We start from the raw sequence: 15366 nt of genomic DNA on the forward strand, positions 1-15366 counted from the left end.
GTCAGACGCGAAGTCCCGAAGTTTCCTCAAGCCCGGCCATGATATTGAGATTCTGCACGGCGGCGCCGGCGGCGCCCTTGCCCAGATTGTCGAGCGTTGCGATCAGCCGTGCCTGTCCGGTTTCGTCATTGCCGCATATCCGGAGCGTCAGGCGGTCGCTCGCCGCATCCTCTTCGATCCGGACGACACCTTCATTGCCGGCCGGTGCGACCGTGACGAGCGGGCTGTCGCGATAGGCTTCGCGCAACGCCGTTGCACAGGCGTCTAGCGAGGGGCGGCGGGGAAGGGCGAATAACGGCACCGGCACTTCGACGATCATGCCGCGATAGGTGCGCGCGACTGCCGGCGCAAAGATCGGCGGATGCGCGATGCGCGCGTGACGCTGCATTTCCGGTACATGCTTGTGGGCAAGGCCGAGCGCATAGCCCTGAAAGGCGGTTTCGGTGAAATCGGCGTCGGACCGGTCCTCGAAGGCCGCGATCATCGCGCGGCCGCCGCCCGAATAGCCGGAGATGGCATTGACCGACAGCGGCCAGTCATGCGGGATCAATCCGGCGCGCACGAGCGGTCGCACCAGTGCGAGGAACCCCGTCGGGTAGCAGCCGGGATTGCTGACCCGCGCTGCACCGGCAATCGCCTCGCGCTGTCCCGGTTCGAGCTCGGCGAACCCATAGGTCCAGCTTTCGGCAATGCGATGCGCGGTCGAGGCATCGATGATCCGCGTTCGCGGATTGCTGACCATCGCAATTGCATCGCGCGCCGCCGCATCGGGCAGGCACAGGATGACGAAATCGGCCGAATTGAGCGCGTCGCGGCGCTTTTCCGGGTCCTTGCGCTCGCTGTCGTCGAGCGAGAGTAGCGTCAGCTCCGCGCGGTCGGCGAGCCGCTCGCGAATTTCGAGGCCGGTCGTGCCGGCGCCGCCGTCGATGAAGACGGTCGCCGTCATTTCGCGATCCGCCGCCTGGCGACGATCGCGCCATAGCGCTCCGACCCTTCGACATCGGCCAGTGCGGCGCGTTCGACACCCGTGTCGGTGACATGCACCAGATTGCTGTCGTCGGTCATGATCGCGGCATGGTCGTCGAAGTAGATCAGGTCGCCGCGCTGGAGGCTGGCATTGGCGGGCACTTCGGTTCCCAGCGCCTGTGCCTGCAGATCGCAGAAACGCGGACACTCGATTCCGGCGCGTTGCAGCGCGAGGAAGACGAGCCCGGTGCAATTGAGCCCCTTTTTGGAGCGGCCGCCCGGCGTCGCCGGAACACCGACAAGCGATTCCGCCGTCGCGACAAAATCGCCACTGGTCGGTTCGGGCGTATCGGCGGGCACATCATCGGTCAGCGCGGAAAGCTCCACATATCCGACCGCGCCATCGACGGGCGAGCGTCCCCAGGCCCAGTCGCGGGAGATTTCGAGCATGTCGAACGGTTCGCCGGGGAGAATCTCCGACACCGGCTCCGCATCCGACGACGCCGCGCCGCGCAACGGGCTTTGCAGGGCTACCGTGCGCGTCAGTGCTGCTGCGTAATGTGGTGCGAAAACACGCTCCGCCAGGCGGATATCGGCCAGGTCGCTGCGTACCGCGGCAACCCGCGGATCGATGCGCGCAGACCGGCCCGACAGCGAGAAGCGGCTACGCTTCGATGTGCTGCTGGTTGGCTTCCGCGATGGGTTCGCCGGTGACGAAATGCCCGAACTCTGCAAGAAATTTTGCCCCTTCCGTGGTGCGCGCGACGAAAATGTTGCGTTTGTCGGTATCGTCACGCTGGCGGCGCAGATAGCCGAGCGCACCCAGCCTGTTCAAGGCGCGTGTGACGACGGGCTTGGAAACGTTGAGTGCGCGGGCAAGGCCGCGGACGGTGTGCGGGCCGGCCTCCAGATATACGATCATCAGGAGCGCCATCTGCCGGTTGGTCAGGTCCGGCTCTCCCGATCGCACATAATCGACCAGCGTGTGCATCCATGAAAATAGGGGCTTCTGCTCAGTCGTCAGGATGTTCACATCGAATTCTCGTACCGGTTGCGGGCCACACGGCCTTTGTTCTTCGCCAGATTAACGTATGCGAGGCCCGCAAGTTTCCCGGCTTTTCGGAATTGTTGCGGCAGCGCACCGTATCGGCTGTTGATTGGCGGGGGCCTCTCGCTTATGTCGCCGCTTTCGCAACCACCCTGATTGTCGGCCCATCATGCTTTTCACCACCCTGCTCGTCATCCATGCGATCATCGCGGCACTGCTCGTGACCGTGATCCTGATGCAGAAGTCGGAAGGCGGCGGCCTGACGTCCGGGGGAAGTCCGGGCGGGCTGATGTCGGCGCGCGGCGCGGCCGATTTCCTGACGCGTGCGACAGCGGTCCTTGCCGGGTTGTTCGTTGCGATGAGCATCACGCTCGCGGTGCTGGCGGCGACGCGCGGTTCGTCGGAGATCGACACCTCGCTCGCCAAATCGCCCGCCGCCGCGACCGAGACGGCGCCCGCTCCGCAGGATGGCGATGCGCTCGCCAATGCGGCGGGCGTGGCCGCCGAAAAGCCGGCGCCGGCCGACAACAGCTCGGTCCCGCTCGCGCAATAAAACGCATCCGATCGTAATTTTTTCGCCGGCAAGCGGATTCGGCCGCTTGCCCAATCATAGTTCTGTTCGCTAGGTCTTTCCTCCCATGGCGCGGTACATTTTCATCACCGGCGGCGTGGTCTCCTCGCTCGGCAAGGGTCTTATGGCGGCAAGCCTCGCGGCATTGCTGCAGGCGCGCGGCTATCGTGTGCGCATTCGCAAGTTCGATCCCTATCTGAACGTCGATCCGGGTACCATGTCGCCCTATCAGCATGGCGAGGTCTATGTGACCGACGACGGGGCCGAGACCGATCTCGACCTCGGCCACTATGAACGCTTCACGGGCGTCGCGGCGCACCAGTCGGACAATGTCACGTCGGGTCGCATCTATCAGCAGATCATCCAGCGCGAACGGCGCGGCGACTATCTGGGCGCGACGGTTCAGGTAATCCCGCACGTAACCGACGCGATCAAGGCATTCGCGCTCGACGATGCCGATGACCTGGATTTCGTGCTGTGCGAGATCGGCGGCACCGTGGGCGATATCGAATCGCTGCCCTTTATCGAGGCGATCCGGCAGCTCCGCAACGAACTGGGGCGCGGCCAGTCGATCAGCGTGCATGTGACGCTGGTGCCGTATATTTCGGCCGCGGGTGAGTTGAAGACCAAGCCGACGCAGCATTCGGTGCGCGAACTGGCGGCACTGGGCGTTGCACCCGACGTGCTGGTGTGCCGCTGCGAACAGCCCTTGCCCGATAGCGAGCGTGCCAAGATCGCGCTGTTCTGCAACGTGCCCAAATCGGCGGTCGTGCCGGCGCTCGACGCGTCGAGCATCTATGCCGTGCCGCTGCAATATCATGGCGAGGGCCTCGACGAGGAGGTGCTGCGCGCCTTTGGCATCGAACCCGGCGGCAAGCCCGAGCTTTCGCGCTGGACCGAGATCATGGACCGGCTGACCAACCTCGAAGGTGAGGTTACGGTGGGCGTGGTCGGCAAATATGTCGGTCTTCAGGACGCGTACAAGTCGCTCAACGAGGCGCTCGTCCATGGCGGAATCGCCAACCGGGTGAAGGTCAATATCCGCTGGATCGACGCCGAACTGTTCGAAGGCGATGAGGGCGAGGTCGCGGCCGCGCTGGAGCCGTGCCACGCGATCCTCGTACCCGGCGCGTTCGGCGAACGCGGGGCGGAGGGCAAGATTGCCAGCGTCCGCTTCGCGCGCGAACGCAAGGTGCCGTATTTCGGCATCTGCTTCGGCATGCAGATGGCGTGTATCGAAGGTGCGCGCAATCTCGCCGGACTGTCTGAAGCGTCATCGACCGAATTCGGCCCGACCGCCGAACCGGTGGTGGGACTGATTACCGAATGGATGTCCGAAGGCGGTATCCAGGTGCGAGAAGCAGGCGGCGATCTGGGCGGTACGATGCGTCTCGGCGCCTATCCGGCGCGGCTCGACGGCAACAGCGTCGTCGCGTCGATCTATGGCCAGACCGACATTTCGGAGCGCCACCGCCACCGTTACGAGGTCAACACGGCCTATCGCGAGCCGCTCGAAGAAGGCGGGCTCGTCTTTTCTGGCATGTCGCCGGACGGAATGCTGCCCGAGATCGTCGAGCGGCCCGACCATCCATGGTTTGTCGGCGTCCAGTTCCACCCCGAGCTGAAGTCGAAGCCGTTCGATCCGCACCCGCTGTTCGCCAGCTTCATCGCCGCAGCGGTCAAGCAGAGCCGGTTGGTCTGACCGAAAGCTAAAAGAAAAAGGCGCCCGAACTGTTGTCCGGGCGCCCCTTCGCGACGTCAAAGGGAGCAAGACGCCGCTAGCTGCGGTGCAGGCCGTTACGCCGCTTCGGCGGGTTCGGGCTTGCTGTTTTCGATCGCTTCGGGCGCTTCGGAGCCGACGGCGATCTTCTTGGGCTTCATCGCTTCGGGAATCTCGCGGACCAGGTCGATGGTCAGCAGGCCGTCGCTGAGATTGGCGTTGTCGACGCGGATGAAGTCGGCGAGTTCGAAGCGGCGCTCGAAGCTGCGATTGGCGATTCCGAGGTGCAGGAAATCACCGTCGCGCTGGCCGTTCGAATCGTCTTTCTTGCCGGCGACGAGAAGCATGTTCTGCTGCGCCGTGATGTCGATTTCGTCGGGCTTGAAGCCGGCGACCGCGAGCGTGATCCGGTAATGATCGTCGCCCAGCCGTTCGAGGTTGAACGGCGGATAATTGTCGGTCGCCGCGTCGCGAGCACGCGATTCGAGCATGTCGAACAGCCGATCGAAACCGATTGCCGAACGGCGATAGGGGGTCAGGTCAATATGACGCATTTCAAAATCTCCTAATGAGCAAGTTGAACGTCGGTCCGGCACCCGCCGATGCGCGATGCCGGGATCCTGCGCGACCCGTGAACCGGCGCCGCGCAAACCATATTTCGGTACGCGCGCCGGGCTTTTCAAGATGGCTGTAAGCCGCAGCAAGCCGGGCCTTGCGGCGGGTGGTTCGACACGCCCGCCGGGCCGCCAGGCGGAGTCTTGCGAAGGGATGACCGGGCCGATAGCAGGAATGCGAAACGCCCGAGCTGTTTCCAGCCCGGGCGCCTGCGTGACGACTGCTCGTCAGCCCCCTTTGTTCAGCTTTCGCCCGCACGTTTGCCTGTTAGCAAACGGGGCTGAAAGCCTCCCCGAACCACGGCCTTTTGCCTGCGTTTCGTGGGACTTTAATAACGGAGGGGCAGGGGGCTTGTCATGGGGATTCCCGGTCCCGGCGACATTATCGCTTCATCCTGTGTTCATTTGGCAACAGCATGGATTGTCACGACGTTGCTTCCCCTCTAGAGCGGCGGCTCCACCAAACACCGGCGGGGACTTTCCACAAGCATGCTTCTCTCGCGCTATGAGCGGATGATTGCCCGCCGCTATCTGCTGCCGGGCAGGGGAGAGGCGTTTATCTTCCTCGTCGCCTCGATCAGCCTCGTCGCGGTGATGCTCGGCGTCGCCGCGCTCGTCGTGGTGATGAGCGTGATGAACGGCTTTCGCGCGGAGCTTTTCGACAAGATCGTCGGGCTGAACGGCCACGCCGTCGTCCAGGGCTATGACGGTCAGCTGCGCGACTGGCGGCAGGTGCTTGCCGAGGCGAAGGCGACCAAGGGCGTCACGAGCGCCATTCCGCTGATCGAACAGCCGCTGATCTCGACCTACAAGGGCCGTACCGAGCCGGTGCTGGTGCGCGGCATGCGCGTGTCCGACATCCGCACCAACGAGACGATCAAGGACAATGTCGTCGTCGGCGACCTGTCCTCGCTGACGCCGGGCAGCAACAATGTCGCGATCGGTTCGCGGCTGGCCGAGGCGCTCGGCGCCAGCGTCGGCAGCGAGATCCAGCTGTTCAATATCCAGGGGCATGCGACGCCGTTCGGCACCGTGCCGCGAGTCATACCCTACCGCGTATCCGCGATATTCGAGGTCGGCGTCTACGACTATGACAAGGCGTTCGTCATCATGCCGATGGAGGACGCGCAGAACCTGCTGCTGATGGGCGATTCGGTCGGCATGGTGGAGGTCAACACCGTCAATCCCGACAAAGTCGACAGCATCATAGCGCCGCTTGCCGCCAAGGTCGGCAATGTCGCGCAGGTCGCGACCTGGAAATCGATGAACGCGCAACTGTTCGACGCGCTGAAGGTCGATCGGCTGGTGACCTTCGTCGTGCTGTCGATCATCATTCTGGTCGCGGTGTTCAACATCCTGTCGTCGCTCATCATGCTGGTGCGTGCGAAGACGCGCGACATCGCCATCCTGCGAACCATGGGCGCCCCCCGAAGCAGCTTGCTGAAAATCTTCATGACGGTGGGTACGACGATCGGTGCGCTGGGCATCGGGGCGGGGCTGATCCTCGGCTTCATCTTCATCTATTTCCGTGAGGGCGTGGTGTCGTTCATCGGGCTGGTGACCGGCCAACAGATCTGGGACCCGTCGATGCGCTATCTGACCGAACTGCCGGCCAAGACCGATCCGGTCGAAGTGCTGGGCATCGTCGTGATGGCGCTCATCTTCTCGGTGCTTGCCACGCTCTATCCGGCGTACAAGGCGGCGAGTACCGATCCCGTGCAGGTGCTGCGTTATGAGTGAGCCGGTTCTGCAAACGACCGACCTGCGGCGAACCTTCGTTCAGGGCAATGTCCGGATCGAGGTTCTGCGCGGCGTAAATCTCCACGTCGCACCGGGCGAGATCGTCGGGCTGCTGGGGCCGTCGGGTTCGGGCAAATCGACACTGCTACAGGCGGTCGGGCTGCTCGAAGGCGGGTTCGAGGGTTCGATCCAGGTCGAAGGCAGGGAGGCGGCGAAGCTCGACAATGGCGGGCGGACCGAGCTGCGCCGCGATGCGCTGGGCTTCGTGTATCAGTTTCACCACCTGCTGCCCGATTTCAACGCGATCGAGAATGTCGTGCTGCCGCAGCTGATCCAGGGCGCAACGCGTGAAGCTGCTGAGGAGCGCGCGACGAGCCTGCTGACGGCATTGGGCCTCGCCCAGCGATTGACCCACCGCCCAAGCCAGCTTTCCGGCGGTGAGCAGCAACGCGTCGCGGTGGCGCGTGCTCTCGCGAACCAGCCGGCGATCGTGCTCGCCGACGAGCCGACCGGCAATCTCGACGAGGCGACGGCCGACGTCGTGCTCGGCGAGTTTCTCCGGTTGGTCCGGCATGAGGGGTCGGCGGCGCTGATCGCCACGCATAACGAGCGGCTGGCGAAGAAGATGGACCGCGTTGTCCGCCTGCATGAAGGCGTGCTCGAATAGTGCTGCGCGCGGCGGCCTTCATCGCCACCGCGATGGTCGCAGGAACGGCCTCCCCAGCTTCCGCCGAACCTTCCTGTAAGGTGCCGCCTGGGTGGAGCACCATCGTTCAAACGGAGGCGAAATATATCGTCTTTGGCGAGCTGCACGGCACCAGCCAGTCCCCGGCGATGGTGGGAAATATTGCATGCGCGCTCGCCGGCAAAGGCGAAAGCGTTCTCGTCGCCGTCGAAATGGAGGCGAGTGCGAATGATGCGCTTCAACGCGTCTGGCAAGATGCCGGACAAGATTTTCAGGACAGGCTGATCTCCGACATGCCGGGGTGGCGTGGGCGCGATGACGGCGTCGCCAGTCAGGCGCTGCTCGGCATGCTATCGATGCTGCACGATCGATATCGTGCCGGCGCACGGCTGCGCGTGGTTGCCTTCAACGGGATGCATGACGATCGCCAGCGCCGTCGTCTTGCCCACCTTCCCGTGCACGGGCCGCATGAGGCGGCGCAGGCGGAGAACATCCTGAACGCTGCGCAGGCGGCACCGTATGACCATGTGCTGATTCTTGTCGGCAGCATGCACGCCAGACGGATTCCCGTCAGCTGGGCAGGTACAAGCTATCGGCCGATGCGGATGCATCTGCCGTCCGATACGGTATCGCTGCGTATGACCTATTCGGGCGGCGACGCATGGAATTGTCAGGTAAGCGGCCAGCATAGCGCCGGCGAGCCCATCGCCGAAAGCGATATCGATTGCGGTCCTCACCCCGTCCGCGGGGACTGGCATGCCGAAGGCGTGCCGCGAATCTCGCTCGGTGCCCTCCCCAAAGGGCGTTTCGATCTGACGGAAGCGTTCGACGGCCAATATTTCGTTGGCGCGATAACTGCGTCGACACCGGCAGCGGCTATATCGGATGAGCCAGAGACGGAATCGCGGTTCGGCGGTCGATAAACTGCATCGCTGGCTTGCTTGGTACGATAGTTCGATCCAGCTGCGATTTTCTTTGCATATGTTAGTATCGAGCGCGCGCGGATGTGCCCGGAATGCATGAGGTGCAGTCTGTAGCGCCGGACGGGCAGTCCACGCGATTCGAACTTGCTCCCCACCCCTGGGTTGGCTTCCGTCGACCCGGTGCGGCTCGGGAGAGGTGGAGGCTATGTTCGGAATTCTCGTGGCATTTCTGGCTATGTTCGGGTCAGCCCCGGCAATGGGCCAGGATATCACAAGCGGCGAAGGGGCGTGCGCTGGCGCGGAGTACCGGGCGTTCGATTTCTGGGTAGGGCGCTGGGATGTACGGCCGTTCAAGGGTGGCGATATCGTTGCGCATTCGCTGATCGAACGAAAATATGAAGGTTGCGCGATCCGGGAAAACTGGATGCCGCTGAAGGGCGATGGCGGCGGTAGTCTCAGCAGCTATGACAGCCGCGACGGGAAGTGGCACCAGTATTGGGTCGATTCGAGCGGGGCCATCGTCCGCTTCTCCGGCGGCATGAACCATGGCGAGATGGTATTGACCGGGCTGTGGCTCGATTTCGGCGGACCGGGCAGGGACGGGTTGGTGCGCATGACCTACACCATCGAAGCGAACGGCGCCGTTCGCCAGCGCGGTGAGGTTTCATTCGATGACGGCGGACACTGGAAACCGGCATTCGACTTGCTCTATCGTCGCGCCAGGGAGGATGCCGATGACCGAACTGCTGGCGACACGGATACAGACGGCTGATGGCGAAGAGCGCGACCTTTCCGAACATGCGGGCAAGGTGCTGCTGATCGTCAACACCGCTTCTCAGTGCGGTTTCACGCCGCAATATGCCGGGCTGGAGAAACTGCACCGCGACTATGCCGATCGCGGCTTTTCGGTGCTCGCCTTCCCCTGCAACCAGTTCGGCGGACAGGAACCTGGCGATGCGGAGGAAATCGCCAATTTCTGTTCGACGACCTATGATGTGACCTTTCCGGTCTTCGCCAAGGTCGACGTCAATGGCGACGATGCCGCGCCGCTGTTCCGGCGTTTGAAACGTGAAGCCAAGGGCGTACTCGGCAGCCAGTCGATCAAATGGAATTTCACCAAGTTCCTCGTCGACCGCGAGGGGCGGGTGGTCGATCGCTATGCGCCTACGACCAAGCCCGAAGACATCGCGGCGGACATCGAAAAGCTGCTGTGACGATCAGGCCGCGCGCTTGTGCGACAGCGCGTGTGCGACCTGCGTGAAACCGCCGAACAGGAAACTGAGCCCGAGGATATAGCCGGGCAGAACCAGCGCCGACAGCGGGACTGTCAGCACGATTGCGGCGACGAGCAGGAGGTTGATGATGCCAAGCGTCACCATCAGCCCGCGATTGCGGCGATAGCGAAAGCCCAGATACAGCTCCATTACGCCGCGCGAGGCGAGCCACACCATTACCAGTACCGCCAGCGATACGACGCCGGCAACGGGCGCGAACCAGATCAGCAAACCGACGATGACCGACAATATGCCGAGCAGGATCGTGTATGTCCGGCTTTCATGATTATGGCCCGAAAAGGCCGAAACGAGCGCGCCGACCCCTGCGACGAAAAGCAGCGATCCGGTGACGAGCGCAGCCGCCAGGCTTGCCGGGAATGGCCAGAAGATCGACACGATCCCGATGATGATCGACAAAAGCCCGAACGCGAGCATCCAGCCCCATCCGCGATTGTCGAGGACGGGCGGAATCACGCCATCGGAGTGATCGTCGGAAAAATGTGTGTCGGTCATGGTCAGCGCCTCCAGTCGCCGACCAAACGGATGAATCCGCCGAGCCGTTCCCGCATTCGGCCCGCGATGCGATGCGGGTGTTTCGCGAATCAATGCGAGCGCGCATAGTGGCGCGATGCCGCATTCCGGATTCGTGCCCCTTCACATCTTTTCGTCCTACACGATGCTCGACGGCGCCATCGAGCCGAAGGCGATCGCCAAGCTTGCTCGAGAGCTTGGTTTTCCCGCGGCCGCGCTGACCGATCGTAACGGGCTGTATGCGGCGATGGCGTTTTCCGACGCCTGCCGCGACGCGGGCGTGCAGCCGATCATCGGCACGATGCTGTCGGTTGCGCGGCCCGACATGCCCGACAAGGTCGAAGCGCCGCTCGACTGGCTTTTGTTGCTGGCGCAGGACGAAACCGGCTACGACAATCTATGCGCGCTGGTCAGCCGCGCGCATCTCGATCGACCGATCGAGCTTCCCGCGCATGTCGAGATGGACGCGCTGGAAGGCCGCACCGATGGCCTGATCGCGCTTACCGCCGGACGCGAGGGCGCGCTCGCCAAGCTGTTCGCCGAGGAACAGCAGGACGCCGCGCTCGCCTATGCCGACCGGTTGCAGGCGCTGTTCCCCGACCGGCTCTATATCGAGATCTGCCGCCGGCTCGATGAGACCGAGGGCAAGGCCGAACCGCACCTGCTCGACCTCGCCTATGACCGCGATCTGCCGATCGTCGGCACCAATCCGTGCTGTTTTTCGGACAAGGATTTTCACGAAGCGCACGACGCGATGCTGTGCATCGCCAATTCGAGCTACGTTGCCAGCGACGACCGCCCGAAAAGCTCGCCCGATGCTTGGATGAAGCCGGCGAGCGAGATGAAGATGCTGTTCGCCGACCTGCCAGAAGCGCTGGCGAACACGCTCGTCGTGGCGCAGCGCTGCGCGGTGGCGGCGCCGAAGCGCAAGCCGATCCTGCCGAGCCTTGCCGGCGATATCGAGGGCGAGGCACGCAAGCTGCGCGAGGATGCGCATGCCGGCCTTCTGAAGCGGCTGCGCAAGCTGGTCGCGATCGACGATCAGGATGGCGATGCCGCGCCGGTGGTGGAGGAAGCCGCGCTTTCCGACGCCGAGATAGAGGCGCGCTTTCCCGACTATTTCAAACGGCTCGATTACGAGCTGGGGATCATCAACCAGATGGGCTTCCCCGGCTATTTCCTGATCGTGGCCGACTTCATCAAATGGGCGAAGGACCATGACATTCCGGTGGGGCCGGGGCGTGGTTCGGGCGCGGGTTCCGCGGTGGCATGGGCATTGACGATCACCGATCTCGACCCGATCAAGCTTGGCCTGCTGTTCGAACGCTTCCTGAACCCGGAACGCGTTTCGATGCCCGACTTCGACATCGACTTCTGCGAAACGCGTCGCGGCGAAGTGATCCGCTACGTGCAGGAAAAGTATGGCCGCGATCATGTCGCGCAGATCATCACCTTCGGTAAGCTGAAGGCGCGCGCGGTGCTGAAGGATACCGGCCGCGTGCTGCAGATGAGCTATGGCCAGGTCGACCGGCTTGCGAAGCTGGTGCCGAACCTGCCGGCCGACCCGTGGACGCTCGACCGCGCGCTCAACGGAGTCAGCGAACTCCATTCGGAATACAAGAACGATAGCGACGTTCGCTATCTGCTCGACCTCGCGATGAAGCTCGAGGGGCTGCCGCGGCACAGTTCGACGCACGCGGCGGGCGTGGTGATCGGCGATCGGCCGCTTGCCGAACTCGTGCCGCTCTACCGCGATCCGCGCTCGGACATGCCCGTCACGCAATTCGACATGAAATATGTCGAGGGCGCGGGGTTGGTGAAGTTCGACTTTCTCGGCCTGAAGACGCTTTCGGTTCTGAACATGGCGGTGCGCCTGCTCGCCAAGCGCGGGATCGAGGTCGATCTGGAGGCGCTGACCTGGGACGATGCCGGGGTGTACGAGCTTCTCCAGCGCGGCGACACGGTCGGCGTGTTCCAGCTCGAATCGGAGGGGATGCGGCGCACGCTGTCGGCGGTGCGGCCGACCAATTTCGGCGACATCATCGCGCTCGTCTCGCTCTATCGACCCGGCCCGATGGACAACATCCCGCTATTCGGTGCGCGCAAGAACGGGCGCGAACGGATCGAATATCCGCATCCGCTGCTCGAGCCGATCCTGAAGGAGACCTACGGGATCTTCGTCTATCAGGAACAGGTGATGCAGGCGGCGCAGATCCTCGCCGGATATTCGCTCGGCGGCGCGGATCTTCTGCGCCGCGCGATGGGCAAGAAGAAGCAGGAGGAGATGGACAAGCAGCGCGCGATTTTCGTCGCGGGCTGCGCCGAGCACAACCAGATCCCCGAGGCGAAGGCGAACGAACTGTTCGACTTGATCGACAAGTTCGCGGGCTATGGCTTCAACAAGAGCCACGCCGCCGCCTATGCGCTGCTCGCCTATCAGACCGCGTGGCTGAAGGCGCACCATCCGCACGAATTCTTCGCAGCGTCGATGAGCTACGACATGCATCAGACGGACAAGCTTGCGATTTTCGTCGATGACATGAAGCGGCTCGACATCACGTGCGAGGGGCCGGACATCAATGCCAGCGAGGCGGAGTTTTCGGTCGAGGAAAGCGAAGACGGGCTCGCGGTGCGTTACGCGCTTGCGGCGCTGAAGGGCGTCGGCGAACGCGCGATGGAATTGCTCGTCGAGGAGCGTGAGGGCAAGGGGCGCTATCAGTCGCTCGACGATTTCGCGCGGCGCGTCGATCCGCGTCTGCTCAACAAGCGTCAGCTCGAAACCTTGGCTGCGGCGGGCGCCTTCGATGCGGTCGATCCGAACCGTGCGGGCGTCCATGCCTGCGCCGAGACGCTGCTCGCCGTGGCCGCGCGGACGCATGAACAGCGCACCAGCGGGCAGGGCGGACTGTTCGGCGAAGGTGGCGGTGCCGAACCGGCGATCCGCCCGCCGGGCGACGCACACTGGTCGCTGTCGCAGCGGATCGGGGCGGAGAAGGATGCTTTCGGCTTCTACTTTTCGGCGCACCCGCTCGACCGGTACGCGCATCTCGCCAATGTCCATCACGCTCGCCCGATCGCCGCACTGCCCGAGGCGGAGGTGCCCGAAGGCGGTCGGACGACGGCGACGCTGGCGGCGCTGATCGAGGATGCGCGCTGGCGCACATCGGCGCGCGGACGCAAATATATGATGGCGGGAATTTCGGACGCCAGCGGCCAGTGCGTCGCGACCTGTTTCGACGACGAAATCGCCAAGCGGCTGGAAGATACCGCGCGCGAGGGAGGCTGCGGTCTGCTGACCGTCGAACTCGACAAGCGGCCCGGTGAGGATACGCCGCGCGTGACCATCAAGGCGATCCAGCCCTTCGATCAGCTGGCGAGCAGCGCCAAGCTGGTGCTCGACCTGGCGATTACCGATCCCGCCGTTCTGCCGACGCTCGCATCGCTGCTCGCGGATCAGCGCGGCGGTCAGGGGCAGGTCCGGCTGCACACCAAGATCGACCGCGGCGAAACCGAGATAGTGCTCGGTTGCGATTTTCGCATCGACGGAGAGCTTGCCGAGCGGATCGAGAATCTTCAAGGTGTCGAATGGGCGGTATTGAAGACCGCCGAAATAAGACGGCTGAGAGCCGCGGGATAGAACGCCTTAGGAGAGCGCGATGCTGGGAGGGATGCAGGATTTTGAACTCAGGGTACCGCGACTGATCGAACATGCCGAGCGCGAGCACGGCAATCGCGAGATCGTGACGCACTGGGCCGACGGCACGCGCACGCGCACCGATTGGGCCGGGGTCGCGCGCGATGCGCGCAAGCTGGCGCAGGCGCTCGAACGGATGGGCGTGAAGCCCGGCGACCGGGTCGCGACGCTGGCGATGAACCATGCGCGCCACCTCGTCACCTGGTACGGTGCGATCGGGATGGGCGGCATCCTTCACACGATCAATCCGCGCCTGTTCGAGGATCAGCTCGAATTCATCGGCAACCATGCCGAAGACAAGGTGCTGATCTACGACAAGATGTTTCAGCCGATCGTCGACAAGCTGAAATCGCGCTGGACAACCATCGAACATTACATCGTCTATGACCCCGGTTCGGAGACCGGGGCAGGCGGTGACGCCAGTTTCGAAAGCGTGATCGCGCGCGAGAGCGGCGACTATGCGTGGGTAGAGGGTGACGAGCGCGACCCGTGCATGCTCTGTTACACCAGCGGCACCACGGGTAACCCAAAGGGCGTACTCTATACGCACCGTTCGTCGCTGATCCATGCACTCGCCGAAATGCAGCCGTCGGTGTTCGACCTTTCCGCGCGCTCGGTTGCGCTGCCGGTGGTGCCGATGTTCCATGCGGTGGGCTGGGGCTTGCCCTTTGCCGGTCCGGCCGTTGGCATGAAGTTCGTATTTTCCGCCGTCAACGAGGCGAAGGTCCTGTGCGACCTGATGAACAGCGAGAAGGTCACGCACAGCGCGGGCGTGCCGACGGTTTGGTTCGCGATGTTCCAGCACATGGACGAAACCGGCGAGGAGCCGCAGCATCTGCAGGTCGTGACGATCGGTGGATCGGCCGCGCCGCGGTCGATGATCGAGCGGCTGATGAAGATGGGCATCCGAGTCAACCATGCCTGGGGCATGACCGAAACGTCGCCCATTGGTACGATCGGCGCGCGGTCGCCCGACTGGGACGATATGAGCTTTGACGAGCAGGTCGACGAGGTCTGCAAGCAGGGGCGTGTTCCCTTCGGCGTCGAGATGCGGATCGTCGATGACGATGGCAATGTCCTGCCGCGCGACGGAGAGAGTTCCGGGCGGTTGCAGGTTCGCGGGCCGTGGATCATCAAACGCTATTTCAAGGACGAGAGCGGCGACGCGCTGACCGACGATGGCTGGTTCGACACCGGCGACGTATCGGTGATCCATCCGGACGGCACGATGCAGATCACCGACCGCGCGAAGGATGTGATCAAGTCGGGCGGCGAATGGATCAGTTCGGTCGAACTCGAAAATTGCGCGGTCGGCTGTCCGGGCGTGGCGGAGGCCGCGGCGGTCGGCGTCTATCACCCGAAATGGGAGGAACGGCCGATATTGCTAGTCGTGCGCAAGGGCGGCAGCGATGTTTCGGCGGATGAAATTCAGGAATATCTCGCGCAGCATGTCGCCAAATGGTGGCTGCCCGACGAGATTCATTTCGTCGATTCGCTGCCGCACACCGCGACGGGCAAGCTGCTGAAGACCGCGATTCGCCAGCAGTATAAGGATTTCAAGCTCAGCGCCGCCTGACGCGCACAAATCTGGTTAGGGGGA

14 protein-coding genes are annotated in these 15366 nt (G+C 63.6%); 9 read left to right on the forward strand and 5 right to left on the reverse strand.

The features are described from left to right. Position 1 precedes the first annotated feature (1 nt). The 3 genes from argC to J7S20_RS01755 are packed head-to-tail and all read right to left on the reverse strand — an operon-like array spanning position 2 to position 1957. Complete coding sequence (gene argC / locus J7S20_RS01745) at positions 2-946, reverse strand: N-acetyl-gamma-glutamyl-phosphate reductase (protein ID WP_284052511.1); 945 nt, start codon at positions 944-946, stop codon at positions 2-4. Continuing rightward, complete coding sequence (locus J7S20_RS01750; protein ID WP_284052512.1) at positions 943-1701, reverse strand: C40 family peptidase; 759 nt, start codon at positions 1699-1701, stop codon at positions 943-945. The genes argC and J7S20_RS01750 overlap by 4 nt, the downstream gene beginning before the upstream one ends. Continuing rightward, positions 1631-1957: a MarR family transcriptional regulator gene (locus J7S20_RS01755; protein ID WP_284053371.1), complete on the reverse strand. Its 327-nt coding sequence runs from the start codon at positions 1955-1957 to the stop codon at positions 1631-1633. Before J7S20_RS01755 ends, J7S20_RS01750 begins: the two co-directional genes overlap by 71 nt. Before the next feature lie 226 nt (positions 1958-2183). On the opposite strand from J7S20_RS01755, the gene secG reads away from it, so the two are divergent. Continuing rightward, a complete protein-coding gene (secG, locus tag J7S20_RS01760; protein ID WP_284052513.1) occupies positions 2184-2567 on the forward strand; it encodes a preprotein translocase subunit SecG in 384 nt (127 codons plus the stop codon). 85 nt (positions 2568-2652) lie between these two features. Beyond that, the gene (gene pyrG / locus J7S20_RS01765; RefSeq protein ID WP_284052514.1) at positions 2653-4287 is read left to right on the forward strand and encodes a CTP synthase; all 1635 of its coding nucleotides are present in this window, start codon (positions 2653-2655) and stop codon (positions 4285-4287) included. 95 nt (positions 4288-4382) lie between these two features. Here the strand turns inward: pyrG and J7S20_RS01770 are convergent, their stop codons facing one another. Then, on the reverse strand, positions 4383-4859 hold the full coding sequence (locus tag J7S20_RS01770) for an Hsp20 family protein (RefSeq protein ID WP_284052515.1): 477 nt from the start codon (positions 4857-4859) through the stop codon (positions 4383-4385). Positions 4860-5408: 549 nt separating this feature from the next. On the opposite strand from J7S20_RS01770, the gene J7S20_RS01775 reads away from it, so the two are divergent. The 5 genes from J7S20_RS01775 to J7S20_RS01795 all read left to right on the forward strand — a co-directional run bounded on the left by J7S20_RS01775 (position 5409) and on the right by J7S20_RS01795 (position 9481). Beyond that, entirely contained in the window at positions 5409-6659 is a 1251-nt protein-coding gene (locus J7S20_RS01775; protein ID WP_284052516.1) for a lipoprotein-releasing ABC transporter permease subunit, read from the forward strand. Beyond that, positions 6652-7326 carry an ABC transporter ATP-binding protein gene (locus tag J7S20_RS01780; RefSeq protein WP_284052517.1) on the forward strand — a complete coding sequence of 225 codons (675 nt, stop codon included), beginning with the start codon at positions 6652-6654 and terminating at the stop codon, positions 7324-7326. Before J7S20_RS01775 ends, J7S20_RS01780 begins: the two co-directional genes overlap by 8 nt. Next, positions 7326-8267: a hypothetical protein gene (locus tag J7S20_RS01785; protein WP_284052518.1), complete on the forward strand. Its 942-nt coding sequence runs from the start codon at positions 7326-7328 to the stop codon at positions 8265-8267. The genes J7S20_RS01780 and J7S20_RS01785 overlap by 1 nt, the downstream gene beginning before the upstream one ends. 256 nt (positions 8268-8523) lie before the next feature. After that, positions 8524-9039 (forward strand): hypothetical protein, encoded by a 516-nt coding sequence (locus J7S20_RS01790; RefSeq protein ID WP_284052519.1) that lies wholly within the window; start codon positions 8524-8526, stop codon positions 9037-9039. Then, positions 9002-9481, forward strand: a complete 480-nt coding sequence (locus tag J7S20_RS01795) for a glutathione peroxidase (protein WP_284052520.1) — start codon at positions 9002-9004, stop codon at positions 9479-9481. Before J7S20_RS01790 ends, J7S20_RS01795 begins: the two co-directional genes overlap by 38 nt. Positions 9482-9484: 3 nt before the next feature. On the opposite strand, the gene J7S20_RS01800 is transcribed toward J7S20_RS01795, so the two are convergent. Beyond that, on the reverse strand, positions 9485-10054 hold the full coding sequence (locus tag J7S20_RS01800; protein WP_284052521.1) for an HdeD family acid-resistance protein: 570 nt from the start codon (positions 10052-10054) through the stop codon (positions 9485-9487). A gap of 115 nt (positions 10055-10169) precedes the next feature. Between J7S20_RS01800 and dnaE the strand changes: the two genes are divergently transcribed. Both dnaE and J7S20_RS01810 read left to right on the forward strand, forming a co-directional pair. Beyond that, positions 10170-13709: a DNA polymerase III subunit alpha gene (gene dnaE, locus J7S20_RS01805; protein WP_284052522.1), complete on the forward strand. Its 3540-nt coding sequence runs from the start codon at positions 10170-10172 to the stop codon at positions 13707-13709. A 19-nt stretch (positions 13710-13728) separates the two neighbouring features. Then, on the forward strand, positions 13729-15342 hold the full coding sequence (locus tag J7S20_RS01810) for a long-chain fatty acid--CoA ligase (protein WP_284052523.1): 1614 nt from the start codon (positions 13729-13731) through the stop codon (positions 15340-15342). Positions 15343-15366: the final 24 nt, after the last annotated feature.

The organism is Stakelama marina (assembly GCF_018122655.1).
GTDB classification, from domain to species: Bacteria; Pseudomonadota; Alphaproteobacteria; order Sphingomonadales; family Sphingomonadaceae; genus Sphingomonas; species Sphingomonas marina.